The sequence below is a fragment of the Candidatus Lariskella endosymbiont of Epinotia ramella genome (genome assembly GCF_964019805.1).
Classification (GTDB): Bacteria; Pseudomonadota; Alphaproteobacteria; order Rickettsiales; family Midichloriaceae; genus Lariskella.
The window spans coordinates 1,422,256-1,440,731 of record NZ_OZ026472.1 but is presented as its reverse complement, the minus strand read 5'-3'; the positions used below and the strand labels follow the sequence as shown (position 1 = coordinate 1,440,731).

The following is an 18,476-nucleotide window of genomic DNA, read 5'->3' as shown; positions in this document are numbered from 1 at the left end:
ATATGTTAAACATCGATATAATAGAGAGCACCTTTTTAGATAAATTGAAAAGCGCAACTACAGAGCAAGACATAATATCTTTAAAAGCCGAATTTCTAGGTAGAAGTGGTCTACTGACCACGGAAATGAAATCACTTTCTCTTATTACGCAGGAGGAACGAAAGAGCGTTGGGCAACGTATAAATAAGCTTAAAGATTTCATTTTAGATCAATTGCAACAAAAACACGCAGCAATTGAAGAAGCCGCACTCGATTTAGAGCTTTTTGCACAAAGTATAGATATTACACTACCGACACGTAATTTCAGCTATGGAACGGAGCATCCAATTAGTAAAGTAATTAGCGATATTACTGAGATATTGAGGCTTATGGGGTTCGTATGTATTTCAGGGCCAGAGATTGAAGACGATTGGCATAACTTTACTGCGCTGAATATCCCAGAATCCCACCCTGCTAGACAATCTCATGATACATTCTACATCAAGGATAGATCACTGCTTCTCAGAACACATACCTCCTCCGTTGAAATAAGGCATATGCAAAATAATAAACCGCCTATCAAAATATTATCAATTGGTAAGGTTTACAGAGCAGATTATGATGCAACACATACGCCAATGTTCCATCAAGCTGAGGGACTTTATATAGCAAAGGATGTAGAAATAGGACATCTCAAATGGTGTTTAACCAACTTACTCCAATCATTTTTCGGCTTCAGTGACGAAAATGCTATACGTTTTAGAAGTAGTTACTTTCCATTCACATCACCATCTTTTGAAGTAGATATCAGATGCGATAGAAGTGCAAGAGGTGCACTGAAGATAGGAAAAGGTGATGATTGGTTAGAGGTATTAGGATGCGGAATGACGCATCCTAAAGTATTACAAAACGTAGGTATTGATAGCAGAGAATATAGAGGATTTGCTTTTGGAGCAGGAATAGAAAGACTTGCAATGCTGAAATATCAGATTGCGGATTTAAGAAAATTTTTTGATTGCGATATGAGATGGTTGAGTTGTTTTAAAGCCCTTTAAACAGGTCTATTTACTATTTCTACAAGTCCGCAGCTTGAATTCTAAAAAGCCTAAGATTTGTCATATACTCTGTGGGTTTATAGCATGATCCACTTAGCATATATCTTTGATAAGATTTGGTACTTACTTATATACATGTGAAATTAGACTTCAAAAAGAGTTAGGAGGAATGAGTGCGCATGTGTATAAAAATACATAGAGAGTATTCTAAATGCCCCAATTTTGCAGTATAACGAGTGTATATATTTGCTTTTAGGTACTGCCGTCATAAGTTACGCGCGCTGGGATTTTAAGTGCATGATCTTTTAGAGTAGTAGTTAATTTCTGAATCAAATATATATTTGCGAAGAAATTAATGAGGTAATGCTTTAAAAATCAGGCCAAAGGAGTCTGCGAAAGTGACTTTTTTTGAGCAGTGTCGTAGCATTTATTTTATGAATCTTTGTTTTTAGAACTGTGCGGCAATAAATAAATCTTGGGTAAACAAATGCGTTTAATGATAATAGGAGGATTGGAAGGGCAACTTATAGAAGCGAGTAAAATTGCTTCTAAACAAGGAGCTAAAGTATTCCATACACCATCAATCGACGTTGCTCTTCATTCAATGAGATCAGGCAAAGGAGCAGATCTCATAATGGCAGATGTATCTATCGATATAGAGCTACTTTGCAAGAGTCTTGTAGCAGAGCGTATATGTACAGCAGTTGTAGCATGTGGAATAAACTGCAGCCCTGAAGTTGCGGCAAAAGCAATCAAATCTGGAGCAGTAGAATATATACCTCTTCCCCCGCAAGAGGAATTAATAGCAGCAGTTTTCGCTGCTGTTGCAACACCTAAGAATCATGAAATAGTTTATAAATCTGAAAGTTTTATGCATGTTATGGATGTTGTCTCAAGAATTGCAGATTCAAGCGCAACAGTTCTTATTACCGGAAATTCCGGCACTGGAAAAGAATTAATTGCAAGATTCATACATCAAAATAGCAATAGAAAAGAAAATAGTCTTATCGCATTGAATTGCGCAGCAATTCCTGAGCATTTACTGGAATCCGAATTATTTGGCCATGATAAAGGTGCATTTACTGGCGCGCTTGAGAAAAGAGTGGGCAAGTTTGAAGAAGCAAATCATAGTACCATCCTGTTAGATGAGATAAGTGAGATGGATCTTCGCCTGCAAGCAAAGCTTCTAAGAGTATTGCAAGAAAGAGAAATATCTCGCATCGGAAGCAATAAGGTTATGAAGCTAGATGTAAGAGTTATATCTACTTCAAATAGGAATCTGCTTGAAGAAGTGAAAGCTGGAAGATTTAGAGAAGATCTATTTTATAGATTGAACGTTATCAACGTGGTACTGCCAGATCTTCGAGATAGAATTGAAGATATTCCAATACTTGCAGATCACTTTATGGCTAAATATGCAAAGATAAATGGAATTACGCCTAAGAAATTTTCAAATAGTGCATATGATAAGTTATCCAACTACGAATGGCCTGGTAATATAAGAGAACTTGAGAATATAGTACACAGAGCCCTTCTTATAACAAGAGCAGATTTAATCGATGCAAGTGACATTGAGCTAACGCCTGTCAAACGAAAGAAACACACTACGCTTGATGGCACCCTTGAGGAAATAGAAAAGCGTGCTATATCAAATGCCCTCAAGTTTTACGAAAAAGATCATAATGCAGCAGCAAGCGTACTTGGAATTTCTATTGCTACACTACGCAAAAAAATCAAACAATATAGCAACCTGTAGTCCATGATTCGTACCGTAACAACGTTTCAATATACCTTCTTCTTAAAACTCGATTGCAGTTTAGGCAGTTTATCCGTCAAAAATTGATTTTGCCTCTTGCAAATAAATTTTTGCGGAAAGTTAAATTATAGTATTTTTCCTTATCGATGAATAGAGAATATAATGTGAAAAAAGTATATTATTCAGCACAAGACGTTGTTATTCTATAGATTATTTGTCAGATATTTGCCAATAGTATCTAATAAAATCCATAAGGTTTTTGGTAACTTTGCTACTTTTCTTGCTGGACTTTCGGTGCGCCATAATTACTTGTAACCAATATAAACCTTGCGTTTCAAGCGTTATGATGCAGGCGACTTCATAATACATACCCAGTTAGAATTTTCAAAATTGGAGCCTTACAGTTTGCTCATTATGTATTGATTTATACACACTGCTTAGCACTCTTCCTAGCTCTTTTTGAAGTATAACTTCGTATGCATGCAAGTTAAATACAAACTCTTTATCTGCCCGAGGTATATGTGGCTGAAAGTAAGTAAAGCTGGAAAGTAGTAAGTATTAGCTATGAAAACGGTGGCTAAAATTATAGATCCCAAGCATGCCATCCACATTCTAATTCGCATTCAATATATCTCTCCATGCAGAATTCACTATTGCCTAGTCTAGCTCTACAAAAATTCAAACTTGACTTACAATAGATGTCACATCCAGGGAGAATGGAGTTGTTTACCACAGGTAAAATAAATGGAGGTATTGATACGGCAGCATCCACATAAGAGAGAAAATGCTTAATATGATCGAAAGATTGTGATATAAATCCGCCACTTTCGTCGAAAGTTTTTGTATAGCTCATGGTATTTGACCGAAAAATTTATTGATTGCTAGTCTTGTAAAGCTTTTTTTGGCAAATCTCAAGATAATAAATTAAATCTAGGAAAAATTCATAAATTCTAAATAGGCGGGCTTGTTATATTCGAGAATATGCGCAAAGATTTAAAAAATTGAGAGTTTTCACAATTAGATAGAGATATGATATGATCACTGTTTTAAGAACTAAATGGTGGTTTTATGGTTTGTTGTAAGGGATGTGGTTCCGATAGCTTTATAAAAAACGGCATTGTGAGGGGTGTACAGCGTTATAAGTGCAGATCATGCCTTCTAAATTTTGTTGAGGGCGATCTGCGCAAAAAGCCTCAAACAGCCGTTAAGAAAGCACTATGTGTTATGCTATATAGCCTTGGCAAGGCCTCTTTTTCTATGTTAGGCAGGATATTAGGACACTCACCGTCCATAATTTATCGCTGGTTAGTAGAGGCGATGAACAAGACTCAGGAGCCAATCATCTCTTCGGATATTATGGAGATGGAATTTGACGAGATGTGGCATTTTATTGGTTCAAAAAAAACAAGCTTTGGATCATCAAGGCGGTTGATCGTAGCACAAGGAGAACTGTTGCATGGGTTACAGGCAATCGTGATACTGCAACATTCCAAAAGCTCTACGACAAAGTGAGTCATCTGAAAGAATGTCATTTTTATACGGATGATTGGAATGCTTTTTCTAAAGTTTTACCAAAAAAGCGTCATACGATTGGCAAGTCTGGCACAGTATCTATCGAGAGAGATAATAGTAACACGCGACATCATTTAGGCAGAATGACACGGCGTACTAAGATCGTTTCAAAGAAGGAGTCAATGGTCTACGGATCCATCAAGCTTTGGTGCGCTCTTACAACACCACAAATATTTACACAATATCAAGAACAAACCTTATCTATCTTTATGTGAAAACTCTCAAAAAATTTATGTGAATTCGCAAAATGTGATGATACATGGATATTTATGCGCATAGAAAGCGTTTTGATGAATGCGGGCGCTAAAATTCTTGCTTTGCATTATAATCAACACACTCTACCTTAATCGAGCTTGAATATAAATTTCATTAATATTACAGTCATACTGTGTGTGTCTTTATAGACCAGAAAGTTATCTATTAAATTTATACAATACAAATATAGAATTGATTGGTAGTTGTCGGAGCATTGTGACTGCTCGAATTTTTGCCATCTCAAGCTTGTGCTGTATATACCACAGGTAAATGAAGGTTGGTATTTTATAACTTGCACACATATGAAGTTAGACTTCAAAAAGAGCCAGGAAGAACTAAGGGATGCATGTCGTATAATCAATATATAACGAGCGGTCTTACAAGAGGCGCCAATTTTGAAAAGTATGACAAGTATATATAAACATGCACTAACTTTGAAATTGCTTTCTGTTTGTAAAACTTAATGTTGGAGTTTTGAAGATGCCTGGTACAGTAAAAGCTGATTTACTATTCTTAGGTCTTACAAGACCTCCTATGTTGTTTGGAGTAAGCTATACGTTTGCTATACTGAACTCTATGATATGTATGATCGCATATATTATATCTTCAGACTTTAGATTTTTAGCTTCTCTTTTTCCAATTCATGCAGTTGGTTACTATATATGTGCAAAAGAACCGCTATTTATAGAATTATTCAAAGTTAAAGGTGAGAAATGCTCAAGAAGGATGAACACTCACTACCATGGAGCAAACTCATACGATACTTACTAAGATGTATAAAAAATTGCGCGCTTATGACAACTTATAGCTTACTAAGTTGCCAAGCTAAGAGATTATTGTGTAGCCTGCAATGCAGGATACATTTTTTGCCAAAGCTCCAAATTTGTATAGGAGTATTGGCTTATGCTTGTTATCAAGTGTTTTTAATCGATTTACAGCAGTTCTATGCTTAAGATATTCAAGACATGTACACCAAAACAGCAAATAGCAGAGCGAGAATATTCTGTAAAAAATTTCATTCCATATCTATGTCACTGGAATAAGAACACGGTAATCACAAAGACTCAGCAATTAATACAGGTAGTAAAAATAGGTGGCTTTTCCTTCGAGACAGCAGATGATGAGGATTTGGATGTCAAAAAGAGCATTAGAAACCTGTTGTTTAAAGGAATGAGCAGCGGCAGCTTAGGACTTTATTTCCATATCATTAGACGAAAACAAGCACCATATGCTGAGCAACAGAAGAACGTTGATATCCCAGAAGGCTTTGCAAGCTTTCTTGATCATCAATGGACTCAAAAACATATTCACAGTAAAGCTTTCAGCAATGAACTATATATTTCAATAGTACAAGAAGCTAGAGGTGGTGCTGGTCTTGGCAGCATAAGCATAGTAGAAAATTTAGTTAAGAAATTGATGTATGGAGCAGATGAGGAGGCTTGGGGTAAATCACTATCTGAAGCTTATGAAAATCTAGAAGAGGCGACTGGGAGGGTTGTAAATACACTCAGAGAGTATAACCCTAAGCTTCTTGGCATTGAAACTATAGGATCTTCATCATATTCAGAAATCGCAGAATTCTTTAGTAAGATAGTAAATTGCGGAGATTCAGGTAAAATATTATGTTCACCGCAGAATTTAGACTCTTATATTAATAATCACCGTTTGTACTTCGGAAATAAGGCAATTGAGATCAAGGGACTGGATGGAAGAAGTAGATTTGCAGGGATAGTCAGTATTAAAGAATACGGCCCTAAAACTTGGCCTGGGATACTGGATTCGTTCTTGCGCATGCCGTTTGAGTTTGTCATATCACAATCCTTCCAATTTATTAATAGGCAGGTAGCTATTAATAAAATGCAATTGCAACAAAATAGGATGATACAATCTGGAGATAAAGCTGTATCTCAAGTAATAGAAATAAGCTCAGCACTTGATAGTGCTATGAGCGGAGAAATAGGCTTTGGGACACATCACCTGACAGTACTTTGCGTAGCAGATGACCTAAAGGAACTAGATTATATACTTTCGCTTTCTGCAGTAGAGCTAACTAATTCAGGTGGTATAGGTGTAAGAGAAAAAGTAAACATGGAGCCTGCATTTTGGGCTCAGCTACCTGGTAATTTTGATTATATAGTAAGAAAAGCGACAATTAACACACTGAACCTAGCCGCATTTAACTCTATGCATAACTATCCAATAGGGAAGGCAAAAAACAATCATTGGGGCAATGCCGTTACTATACTTGATACTACTTCAGGCACCCCTTATTTCTTCAACTTTCACTTGCGCGACGTTGGGCATACAACAATTATAGGACCAACTGGGTCGGGAAAGACGGTACTGATGAATTTTTTATGTGCAAAAGCACAAAAATTTAAATGTAGACTGTTTTTTTTCGACAAAGATAGAGGTGCCGAGATCTTTATAAGAGCAATGCAAGGGAAGTATTCAATAATAGATCCAAGTGCAGCCTGTGGCTTCAACCCATTGCAACTACCAGATAACTGGGAGAATAGAACATTTTTGATAGAATGGCTAAGACAACTAGCATCTACAAACAACGAGCAAATAACTGCTGAGGATATGGCGCTTATCACAGCTGCGGTAAATGGTAATTATAAGCTAAAGACAAAAGATAGAAAATTGCGCAATATAGCGCCATTTTTAGGACTAGAGGGTCCTGGTACTTTAGCTGGGAGAATCGCAATGTGGCATACAAACGGCTCTCACGCAAGAATATTTGATAATGATGAAGATGTAATAAATTTTGATAAAACTAATATATTTGGATTTGAAATGGCAGAGCTGCTTAAAGATAAAGTCAGCCTCGGCCCTGTACTTCTGTATTTATTCCATAGAATCAATATAGCTTTGGATGGCTCGCCAACCATGATAGTACTAGATGAAGCGTGGGCTTTAATAGATAACCCTGTGTTCGCTCCAAGAATTAAAGATTGGTTGAAAGTATTAAGAAAATTGAATGCATTTGTAGTATTTGCGACACAAAGCGTTGAGGATGCAAGCAATAGTGTCATAAGTGATACCTTGATACAACAAACCGCAACACAAATATTTCTACCAAATCTGAAAGCGACATCAGCTTATAGAACCACATTTATGCTAAGCGAAAGAGAATTTCAGCTAATTAAAACCACAGATCCAGGAAGTCGCTACTTCTTAATTAAGCAAGGAAGTGACGCTGTAGTTGCAAGAATTGATCTTTCTGGTATGTCAGATATTATAAATGTCTTGTCTGGAAGAGCTGATACTGTTTTAATCTTAGATGATGTGCGTAAAAAATTTGGTGAAGATCCTAAAGATTGGTTGCCAGAATTTACAAAACGCTTGAAGGAGATTAAGGACTAGGTATGCAACTTATACGTTATATATTCCAACAACTTCAGTGGGGCAACATTATTATGTTGTGTTCTCAGTGTATGGCACGATCTGTCAAACTTTTTATTCTGATATTTGATCATGGAGTGTGCCATGTTATATAATAAAGTTTATGTCCCACTAAGCTCGTTGTTTCACAATCTATGTAATCTAATTGCGACAAAGCTCTGTAAAGTAGTATGTCTTGCTGTGCTCTCGTTCTGCACATATTGCAACCACTCTTTCGGACATGACACAATGTTGGAATTTGAAAGCAGTGCAGTTAGTGGCGGTTGGTTCTCATATCTTGGCAGCTTGGATAACTGTTTTACTTCTGGCAAAGCGATTTATCCATGGGAATATGCTGCGTTTAATAATACATGCCTTCCTACTATACTTGGCAAAAATAATAATGAATGTAATAACACAAGTACAGGAACATGGTCCTTGCTTTCAACTATTGGACGCGGCGCTGTATATATCGGCATGCTTACACAATTTCCAATTGGTTCGATCATTGCATTGCTGGCACTTGGCGCAGAATATGTAATAATGGTGGATCTTTGTACCAATGCATACATAGTTGCACCGCACGAGCAAATAAACCTTGAGCTCGGATTAATGGATTGCCAACCACAGAATGGACAGATAGTGAATGTCGCAAAGGGCGCCTTAACTCCAACAGACGTTCCGTTTTACTATCACTGTGATCCAAACTATGACCCGGTTAGTGGACAAACTCTGCAGCCAGGCAATAATGATGATGCAAAATTAATAGGAAGAACTTGGGGATATATGGGCGCAGCATCGCCTTACTGCGTTGGAGACGCTGCCAATTACGCAAGAGGCAAGATGGTAGGCAAAGTTGTTGTGCATTACATATCTGGTTGGAGTCGTTTTTGGAGCGGGCTTGGAGATAGATGTCAAAAAGGAGGGTCAGGTTCCCCAACCAGAAATCAAGTTATACTTGATACAAAGGAAGATCAATACTTGTTCCCAGCTCATTACCATGCGTACTATAGGTTTAATGATGAAATTGGAAAATTGCAAATGTGTGTGGTTGCACCATGGACACTCCTTCCAATTAGAGTAGGGTGTTCTTACGTCCCACCACCAAACGATGAAAATGAGATTGATGAATTTATACAAGAATACTTGCGTGATACAAGATGTTATTATTTCTTAACAGGACGTCAAGATTTGAACTCACTTGGCAAGGCTCTTGCTAAGCTTGATGAGGGCGGACATTCTGGCACTCCAGTTAAGGGGTTCCTAAGTAGTGATCTTCATGTTGTAAGTACTGTAGTTGGGTGTATACAAGATCTTTTAATCAAGATATTTATAAATCCACAATCTTCTGCCATTGCAGGAGGAAAACCTTTCTTCCAGATGGTGCAAGATAATATGCGGCAAATAGTTTTTGCAGCGCTTGTGCTGTATGTTTCGTTAATAGGCATAAAGCTGATGACGTTGCCACAGGTTCCTCAGAGGTCTGAGATTATTATGTATGTAGTAAAATTTGGCCTAGTACTTTACTTTTCATTAGGAAGTGTTTGGTATAAACCTGTGACATCTGAAAATACTGCTACAGGATTATACCCAGCACTACTTAATTCCGCGACACAAATAGCCCAATTTTTCATGTCAGCACAGAATGACAATGATCCTATAGGTCTATGCAGATACAGAATTGATGGAGGTGAATTGTTAAGTGAGAGAAAAATCAATGTTGCTGCGCTTGGCGGCGCTGTCAAACCAACGATTGGAAAAGGCTCCGTAGTTCAAATGACGCTTTGGGATCTTGTAGATTGCAAAGTGGTGAACTACCTCAACTTTGGCTCATGTAAATATACTATATCTGGGATGGTAGGCGTTTGGATTATAGCAGCAGCTTTCTTTGTTGGACTGAAAGGATTCCTGCTTTCTATAGTCTCATTCCTGTACTGCTTCATGCTACTGATGATAATATTCAAATTTGTGCACATATTCATTTTGTCTATGTTCACAATTACAATATTAGTATTGCTCTCTCCAGTATTCGTTGCATTTGCACTGTTTGAATTTACAAGTTCGATGTTTCAAAAGTGGATGTCAATGTTACTAGGTTATGTAATATATCCAGGTTTATTCTTTGCTTTTATCGCACTGATGTTAATGACATTCGATTCAGTATTCTTTGGAGATCTTGATATCAAAGGTGGAGCGGTAACTGTTAAAGAAGCTTGTAGAAAAGTTACATCGCTTTATTGCTCTACATATTCTGCGGTCGATTCTGATCCTTGTGCTGCAAATGCTGGCACTATAGGTGGTAAATTAACAAAAAGGTTGGATTTAGGACCGTTAGGCAAATTCACAATACTTAATGACATATTCCTAGATATGTACCTAGAAGCCACTCTTAAGCTCATGTTGTTTGCCTTTTTGTTTTATATGTTTATGGGCTCCATATCTGAGTTTTTAGCAATGCTTACTGGAGTGCAGGATCTTGGCAGCCTCGCTAAAGGCAGTATTAATATAGCTAAGCTTGCAAAAGAGATAGGCACGGCTGTTGCAACAAAAGGCATGAGTCTTGCGCAGAAAGCAGCATCAAGCGCCAAAGATGCTGCTTCTGATGCTGGGAAGCCTCCAGAAGGAGACGGTAGCAGCGGTGGTGGTGGCGGTGGAAAATCTGCGCCGAGAGGTAATATTGGTGGAGGCAAGGACACAGCTGAGATTGCTAGCAAAATTGGCGGCGCTGGAGGTGCCGGAGGAGCTTCTTAAGCAAGTTAAATAAAAATATAGCTATAAAAAATTATGAGCAAACAGTTCAAATATAGATTAGGTGCAACGAAAGAACGCAGGCTAACATGCCTTGTGCGCAGCACAGTCTTTCTTTGCCTTAATGTGAAACGTTTGCTCAGCACGCTATACGTTTACGCTAAGTTTACTTTTAAGCGCTCTTCAACTCCTTCTAATGCAATGCTAAGTATTGCTCGCTCTACTTTATCGATTCGTGCAGCTCAGTTACTTAGCACAATTACTTATACTTTCTGTTTACTAACGCTATTAAACTGTACGCATGCTCAAGGTTCATCATTATATTATGATTGTGTACATGCTTGGGATTTTGGTGAAACTGATACTAGAATTATTTCGGTTAAACCAATCGGAGATATATGTTATAAACGCTGCCAAAACGAATGCAACGCTTTTGCTAGAAGCGTAAATAGCCCAGGACCAACCGAGGAAGATTTTAAACAAACCTCGGCAAATAATCTCTCTCAATTAGAATTAAATAGAGATATTATTGAGCAGTGCACGCTTGCTTGCCAAAAAGGAGAAATCTTTACTAGTAAATATAGAGAGGTAAATCCCGAAACTAAAAGTGCCGAGCGCTTTATTTGGAAAGATGCAGTTAGCACAAAGACATATTGCGGTGTCCAGAAATCTTCAATAGACTCAGCAGACTATGCATTCTTCCCATCAGGGCTTTCAATAGATGCGGGCGAAAAAATTAGAGTTATAATGGTCAACCCTGGATCTGCCGGTGTGAACACTGTTTATCTTTGTGGTTATAATTCAGTGAAATTATTTCCTTCTTTCAGGTCATATTCGAAGACAGATTGGGATAATAACAAAACTAAATGGATACCTGATTCTTCTGCATCGCGTTGGAACGCAAGAAACTATATCTGGACTGACACCAAGATTGATGTCAAAGATGGTGATTATCTGATGATTCGCTATAGCGGTAATTTCTTCACTGGCGCTAGTGTTTCTGGTAATGTATTGAACTTTCCTATTAATCATAAGCTGCAAATCAGAGGTCCTGGGCCTGGTGATTGGTTAACAGGCGGTGACACATTGGGACTTCCTGGAGATAAGCTGCAGACGCTTGGGATGTCTGTTCCGCCTGGTTGCTCAGACGAAAATTATGAAAAGTGTAATATAAAGTATGATGGAGATCCGCAAAGTATAAAACAAAATAACGATCAGCAAATATGGCGCGGACTGATGCCGCAGGTTACTGAGGAAACCAGGCCTATGCTTGCTGTGCCTAAGCAAGTCGATCCTAAAATTCTGCCTTTCATACGAGATAGTCAAAATAAAGATCTTGAAAGATACCGTGTGCATATCTTCGCTGGCAACCTTTCTGAATTTTCTAAGCAATATACAAGGCTTGGGGTAAGGCATTACATACTTGAGCCTCGCCTAAATCTAGAATATGGACTTGGTGGTTTTGATGTAGATATTGCATGGCGCGGCTGCCCATATTCAGATGGAGCGATGTTGCAATATGCTGTTATAGCTCCAGATACAAAGGGTGGAAACGACTATTTCCCTGAGGCAGACAGTGTAGAATGGTATGATGTTCCTGAAGATGCTATAAAAAATGGAACAGCATTCAAATCAGAAGGAAAGAATAACGGACAAATATTCTTTAGAATAAAAAAACTTAGCGACACATTTACAACTGATAATGGTCTCAGGCCAATCTGCTCGCCAACGGATCCTATATGTTTGGCAAGTCTAATGAATACAGGTAGTAATAAGTATAAGCGCGCAAATACAATGGGGCAATATTTTGTTTCTGTATCAAGGGCTGAGACTAAAGGAGTTGTAGAAGGTATCATTAGTCAGCTTGTCAAAACCATTGATGGTCAGCTATTTGGCACTGCAGACAAACCTGGAATGGTGCCGAAAATTTTCAAACAATTTGTTAGTGATTCAGGATTCGTCCGGGCAATTAGAGCGCTGATGGTTCTATACATAATGTATACAGGAATCAGCTTCATGATAGGAATTGCACAGATTAATCAAAAAGAAGCTATGATTAGAATTGCAAAACTTGCTGTAGTGACGCTGCTAATTTCACAAAATAGCTGGGATTTCTTTTCTACACATCTGTTCAATGTTTTCACGCACGGAGCAACTACTCTGATTGCGAAGATTGCAGCTCCAATGTATGGCAACTTAAATCAGGCGGCGTTAGATCAAGACCCTGTACTGGTCTTTTCTATATTTGACAGGCCATTTCAACAGCTTTTCAGTCCACAAGTATGGATGAAAATTGCAGCGATCTTATTCTCAAATTTTCTAGGACTTATTATAGCAATCGTTGTGATTTTTGCATGCATAGTCTATGTAATCTGCATAGCACGTGCAATGATGATATATCTAACGGCACTACTTGGAATCGCTATTTTATTGTTGCTAGCCCCAGTATTTATCTCTTTTATCTTATTCAAATATACGCGTAGTATGTTTGATACATGGGTTAAGACTCTGATTTCTTTTGTGATGCAACCTGTATTCGTTTTTACTTCCATTGCAATGTTTAATGTGCTGCTGTTAGCTTGCCTCTATACAACACTATCTTTTACAGCATGCAAATCTTGTTTCCTGGGTTTTCACCTTGAGCCTATTATAGATATATGTATAATACCAGGTTTTGTGACTTTAGCAGTGTCACATACTCCACCAAGTGATCCATTTGGCTCTCCAATTTGGACTGTGTCTGCTGCGCTTGCCTTCCTTGTGATCAGTCAAGGCATGTATGCGTTTTGTGCATTTTGTTCGAATCTTGCTAGAACTCTGGTAACTGGTAGCTTGGTTGGTATAGATCTAGTGTCTGTGGCAGATGCTGCAAATCCTATCAGAAATATTGCAAGTATAGTAGGCCATGCAACTGGTCTTGATAGCGAAGCAAGACAGAGTAGACAAGGAATTAAAGATAGTCTATCTTCGCTGAAAAATTTTGTTGGCGGCGGTAAAAAAACAGACGGCGGCAATATGTCAGGTGATAATAGTAAATCTGCTCAAGGTTCTGGAGGAGGAAGCGGCGGTAGTGGAGCTGGGTTACAAGGTGACAGCTCTATTAAGAACGCATCAGATGCCGTCAGTAGAGCTGATTCATCATGGATAAAGCCACCATCTGCACCACCGCCTTCACCGCCACCACCATATTCTTCAAGTCCGTCTGTTGAAACACAAGACTCGGGGCTATATGGAAGTGAGAATGCTGGATCTGGCTCAAAGCTCGACGCTGGAGCGCAAACTAGACAAGACACTGGTCCTTCCACTTCACCAGGATCTTTTGCGGATCCTGGGCAACAATCCGCAGGGCCTACTTATGGTCAGCAAGGAGAAACTTCAGGACTTGGCAGTCAGCCATCTCAAGCTCCAGAACATGGACAGCCTAGCACTATGTCTCATGAAGAAGTCCAACCAAAATCTCTTGACCAAAGCAAAAATCCATATGATAAACCTCCTATGGATACAGGCTCTTCCCCAGGACAGCCTGACGCCAGCACACCATCCAAAACAGATGCTGGAAATATAAAGAGAGAGTGATACTATGTCATTGTCAATAATGCTTGCGATTTTAATTACTTATTTAATTGCTGGAATTCCATTCGGCTTATTGTTTGCAAAGCTCTTAGGACATAAAGATCTAAGGGCACATGGCTCTGGTAATATAGGAGCAACCAATGCAATGAGAGTGGGAGGGAAGAAGCTTGGTATTCTTACCCTTATTGCAGATGCAACTAAAGGCGCTATTCCAGTCCTGATTGCAAAACAATATGACTATAATCTTGCAATCTGCGTCGGACTTTCTGCAATTTTAGGGCACATATTCTCCATATGGCTTAGATTTAAAGGCGGCAAGGGCATTGCTACAAGCATTGCAGTTATACTATCGCTGGATATATATGTTGGTGTTTTTACTTGTATTTTCTGGTTGATTACTTTTCTAATATTTCAGACATCCGCCATTGCATCTCTTATATCAATGATTGCAATGCTTTTGGGAACTATTTTTATCATACAAAGTAAGTATGATATTCTGTTTGGACTTATTGTATGTCTTTTAGTATTTTATAGACATAAGGAGAATATCAAAAATATACTGTGGAGCTAATAAATAGTGCAGTTCTTCAGGTTAAATCAAACAAAAGTCGCATGTATCACATCAAAAAGTTTAGTGCCATATCAGGAAGCACTAGATTTTATGAGTAAGCGTGTAGATATGATTATAAATGGAACAGCAAATCCTTTGATTTGGCTTTTGGAGCATGTCCCAATATATACAGCTGGTGCTATGACTCTTTCTGAAGATTTGATATCACCAAAGATACCGGTAATTAGTACTAATAGAGGAGGACGGTGCACGTATCACGGACCAGGCCAGCGTGTGCTTTACATAATGCTGGATTTAGGCGATATGTACCATGAAAAACCTGATATAAAAGACTTTATATTAAGAATCTCACAACTACTGATTAATATACTGAAAAATATAGGTGTAATTGCATTCTGCTCAGCACAAGGCACCGGGGTATGGATAAGAAATAAAAACGTTGAAGAAAAGATTTGTTCGATTGGAGTAAAGGTGAAAAAGTGGGTCACATCACATGGAGTCGCAGTGAATATCTCGCCAGACTTAACTAAGTTTGATGATATAATTCCATGCGGCATACAGAACTGCAGAATGACATCACTTGAAAAATTAGGCAAAAATATTACTATAAGCGAATTTGATTCTATAATAATCAAAGAATTTAAAAATCTGTTTAATTGTGAGTGCTATTATGAAGAAAGTTTTATCTAAAGCAGTTCCAATAGTATTGATATGTATATTTTTTGTAATGTTGATTATAGTATCAAACAAGAAAGGTGATAATCATATAATAGAAGAAGAAGAGTCATTTTATGTTCAGGTTCCAGAAGCTCAGCGATTCTTTTCTACTGATAGTAGTTTTTCTCTTTTGCCGTCTCATAATGAAAAATATAAGGTTATATACGTTTTTGCTTCGTGGTGTCCTTCTTGTTCAAAGCATATAGGATTAATACAGGAAGTGAAAGGAGAGTATGAGATGAGCGTGATAGGTCTCAGTTGGGATGAAAATCAAGAAAATTTAAAAGAATGGCTTGCTAAGAATAGTAATCCCTTCGAAGAGATAGGTGCACTTTCTTCAGATCTGGTGATGGAGCTTGGAGTATCTGTTCTCCCTGCTGTCTTTATCATAGATCAAACATCAAAAATCGTGTATCATGATGAAGGTGACATAGATGAAACACAATTTAAAAACGTACTGGATAAAATCGATGCCGTATATTAATCGATCTTACAGTGATTTTCTAAAACAAGCATGCGTTCTGCAGGATATATATAATCTGGATGAGATGCCAAGGGATTGTTCCACAAGGCAGTATACAAGAATAATAGAGCAACGCTCTGACAAAACGGATAGCAGTCTGGAGATTGATTCATGTGTGTCATTCTCTAAAGTAGGGCGATTTTTAATAGAAAACCAGTTTAAAGTTCCTAAGATATATCACGAATGTCATAATTCTGGATTGATGTTGCTTGAAGATTTTGGAAATTTAACAGTATCACAAGCTCTTGAACGTGATAATAGTATCGAAAGTTTGATCTATATCAATGCAACAAATAACCTGATTCAACTTGCTAAATCTGCTTGTAGCTTAGATTTGCCGCATTGTGATTCAAATATTCTAAATAAAGAGCTACAGGTTTTCTTGGATTGGACGCTAAAGTTTATCATCCCAGAAGAGGGTAAATTTAAATCTGCAAGTAATGATTTCCTTGGTATCTTTACATCGCTTTATAAGATTATTGAGGATATGCCACGCATCATGATGCTCAGAGATTATCATGCTGACAATTTGATGCTACTTCCCACACAAAAGCAGGCGGAATGTCAAATAGGAATTTTAGATTTTCAAGATGCGTTACTTGGCAGTCACTGTTATGACCTTGTCTCATTACTGGAAGATGCAAGAAGAGATGTAAGTCCAGAGGTAGTCAATGTCACAAAAGAACACTACTTTGATCACTTTAAAGATGAAGTTCCTAAAGAAAAGTTGGAGGCAGCATATACTATACTAGGCGCTCAACGGAATCTAAAGATTATAGGGATCTTTCGCAGACTATATATGAAATATGGGAAGGGGCATAGACTATCCTCACTACCACGAGTTACCCGCTATATATTTGATAGTTTGAATAGCCCGCAGCTGTTTGAGCTAAAGAATTGGTTTGAAGAATATATAACGCAAGGCAAAGATCAAGATTCACATATTTTCCTTAGAGATTGTGTTTGATGACTCATTCTGCATTATATAATGAGTTCTGCAGTTCGCTTAAATCTGAACAAATTTTTAGAATGCTGGGACAGGTCGCAAGTCACAGTAAATCTTTGATAGATTTTACTAGTAATGATTATCTTTCTCTAAGTAGACATCCGGTTATTGTAGATGCATTTTGCAAGTATGCTAAGGAATTTGGTGTTGGAGCTACAGGCTCTAGACTGCTTTCTGGCAACTTACAAATTTTTCATGATCTTGAAAAACAAGTCGCTGCAATGAAGCATACTGAAGCTGCACTTATATTCAGCTCTGGCTACCAAGCAAATTCTACAGCACTAAGTAGCATACTCGACACTAAGGTTTTGCAAAATCAAGCACTAGTATTTTTTGACAAGTTAAATCATGCTAGTTTATACCATGGGTGCATGCTTGCCGGTGCTAAGATGGTTAGATACAAGCACTGTAATATTAAGCACCTGCGTATCCTCATAGAGCAATATAAAGATGATGTTCGTCCAAAATTTATCGTTTCGGAAACTCTGTTTGGAATGGATGGCGATATAGTAGATATTGCAGAGCTTATCACAATTTCAAGAGAATTTGGTGCATTTCTATATCTGGATGAAGCACATTCAACTGGTATGTTTGGACAACATGGCCACGGACTCTCATCAAATCATGATTTTGAAGGTATTGATTATGCAATTATGGGGACATTCAGCAAGGCAATAGGCGCAAGCGGAGGCTACATAGCATGCTCCAATATACTTAGGAACTATTTAATAAATAGATGTGGTGGCTTTATATATTCAACAGCAATGCCGCCGGCTTTAGCGGCAGCAATTCTAGCTGCAATAGCTCTTCTACCAAGCCTTGATGAGCAAAGAGACCATATTATGCGACTTGCAAATGCATTAAAACAACAACTTACTAGCAGAGGATATGATATAGGGACGAGCGCAGCACATAACTCACACATAGTGCCAATAATACTGGATTCTAGTAAAGATGTGGTTCTTTATAAAGACGCTTTAATGGAATCTAAAATTGCGGTATCTGCAATTCGTCCGCCGACATCTCCAACGCCAAGATTGAGAATAGCCTTAATGGCAAAACATAGTGAATCTGATATAGAGCGTCTCATTAGTAGTATAGTGAAGAATATACAGCCGAAATCTTCTTAAAAATACTAATTTCTAAGGCGACATAACATGACAGCTCTGATATCATCTTCGCTGTTAAAGCAATAAATCTTTGCATCTCAGCCTATATTTTCTATGAAATTAGGCAAAATACTACAAGGAATAATAAACTTATGATTCCAGATCTTGGCGTTTTACTACTTTACCTGGCGCTTATCGCATCTCTTGCTCCTATTACTTTATATG

At 37.9% G+C, this 18,476-nt stretch carries 13 protein-coding genes; all 13 read left to right on the top strand.

The window, feature by feature from the left end; genetic code table 11:
• Window positions 1–2: 2 nt before the first annotated feature.
• The 13 genes from pheS (at window position 3) to AACL20_RS06125 (ending at window position 18,272) form a co-directional block, all read left to right on the top strand.
• Complete coding sequence (gene pheS / locus AACL20_RS06185) at window positions 3–1,034, top strand: phenylalanine--tRNA ligase subunit alpha (RefSeq protein WP_339041057.1); 1,032 nt, start codon at window positions 3–5, stop codon at window positions 1,032–1,034.
• 487 nt (window positions 1,035–1,521) lie between these two features.
• Window positions 1,522–2,790, top strand: a complete 1,269-nt coding sequence (locus AACL20_RS06180) for a sigma-54 dependent transcriptional regulator (RefSeq protein WP_339052051.1) — start codon at window positions 1,522–1,524, stop codon at window positions 2,788–2,790.
• Window positions 2,791–3,858: 1,068 nt separating this feature from the next.
• Entirely contained in the window at window positions 3,859–4,302 is a 444-nt protein-coding gene (locus AACL20_RS06175) for a hypothetical protein (protein WP_339052233.1), read from the top strand.
• On the top strand, window positions 4,206–4,577 hold the full coding sequence (locus AACL20_RS06170; RefSeq protein WP_339052667.1) for an IS1 family transposase: 372 nt from the start codon (window positions 4,206–4,208) through the stop codon (window positions 4,575–4,577). Before AACL20_RS06175 ends, AACL20_RS06170 begins: the two co-directional genes overlap by 97 nt.
• Window positions 4,578–5,097: 520 nt before the next feature.
• Complete coding sequence (locus AACL20_RS06165; protein ID WP_339042665.1) at window positions 5,098–5,388, top strand: VirB3 family type IV secretion system protein; 291 nt, start codon at window positions 5,098–5,100, stop codon at window positions 5,386–5,388.
• Window positions 5,389–5,562: 174 nt separating this feature from the next.
• Window positions 5,563–7,986 (top strand): VirB4 family type IV secretion/conjugal transfer ATPase, encoded by a 2,424-nt coding sequence (locus AACL20_RS06160; RefSeq protein WP_339052050.1) that lies wholly within the window; start codon window positions 5,563–5,565, stop codon window positions 7,984–7,986.
• A gap of 123 nt (window positions 7,987–8,109) precedes the next feature.
• Window positions 8,110–10,755 carry a type IV secretion system protein gene (locus AACL20_RS06155; protein WP_339052049.1) on the top strand — a complete coding sequence of 882 codons (2,646 nt, stop codon included), beginning with the start codon at window positions 8,110–8,112 and terminating at the stop codon, window positions 10,753–10,755.
• Window positions 10,756–10,953: 198 nt separating this feature from the next.
• Window positions 10,954–14,328: a type IV secretion system protein gene (locus AACL20_RS06150; protein ID WP_339052048.1), complete on the top strand. Its 3,375-nt coding sequence runs from the start codon at window positions 10,954–10,956 to the stop codon at window positions 14,326–14,328.
• Window positions 14,329–14,332: 4 nt separating this feature from the next.
• Window positions 14,333–14,896 carry a glycerol-3-phosphate 1-O-acyltransferase PlsY gene (plsY, locus tag AACL20_RS06145; protein WP_339052047.1) on the top strand — a complete coding sequence of 188 codons (564 nt, stop codon included), beginning with the start codon at window positions 14,333–14,335 and terminating at the stop codon, window positions 14,894–14,896.
• A gap of 6 nt (window positions 14,897–14,902) precedes the next feature.
• On the top strand, window positions 14,903–15,586 hold the full coding sequence (gene lipB, locus AACL20_RS06140; protein ID WP_339052046.1) for a lipoyl(octanoyl) transferase LipB: 684 nt from the start codon (window positions 14,903–14,905) through the stop codon (window positions 15,584–15,586).
• On the top strand, window positions 15,567–16,097 hold the full coding sequence (locus tag AACL20_RS06135) for a TlpA family protein disulfide reductase (protein ID WP_339052045.1): 531 nt from the start codon (window positions 15,567–15,569) through the stop codon (window positions 16,095–16,097). Before lipB ends, AACL20_RS06135 begins: the two co-directional genes overlap by 20 nt.
• Window positions 16,048–17,103, top strand: a complete 1,056-nt coding sequence (locus AACL20_RS06130; RefSeq protein WP_339052044.1) for an aminoglycoside phosphotransferase family protein — start codon at window positions 16,048–16,050, stop codon at window positions 17,101–17,103. Before AACL20_RS06135 ends, AACL20_RS06130 begins: the two co-directional genes overlap by 50 nt.
• Before the next feature lie 62 nt (window positions 17,104–17,165).
• Window positions 17,166–18,272: an 8-amino-7-oxononanoate synthase gene (locus AACL20_RS06125; protein ID WP_339052043.1), complete on the top strand. Its 1,107-nt coding sequence runs from the start codon at window positions 17,166–17,168 to the stop codon at window positions 18,270–18,272.
• Window positions 18,273–18,476: the final 204 nt, after the last annotated feature.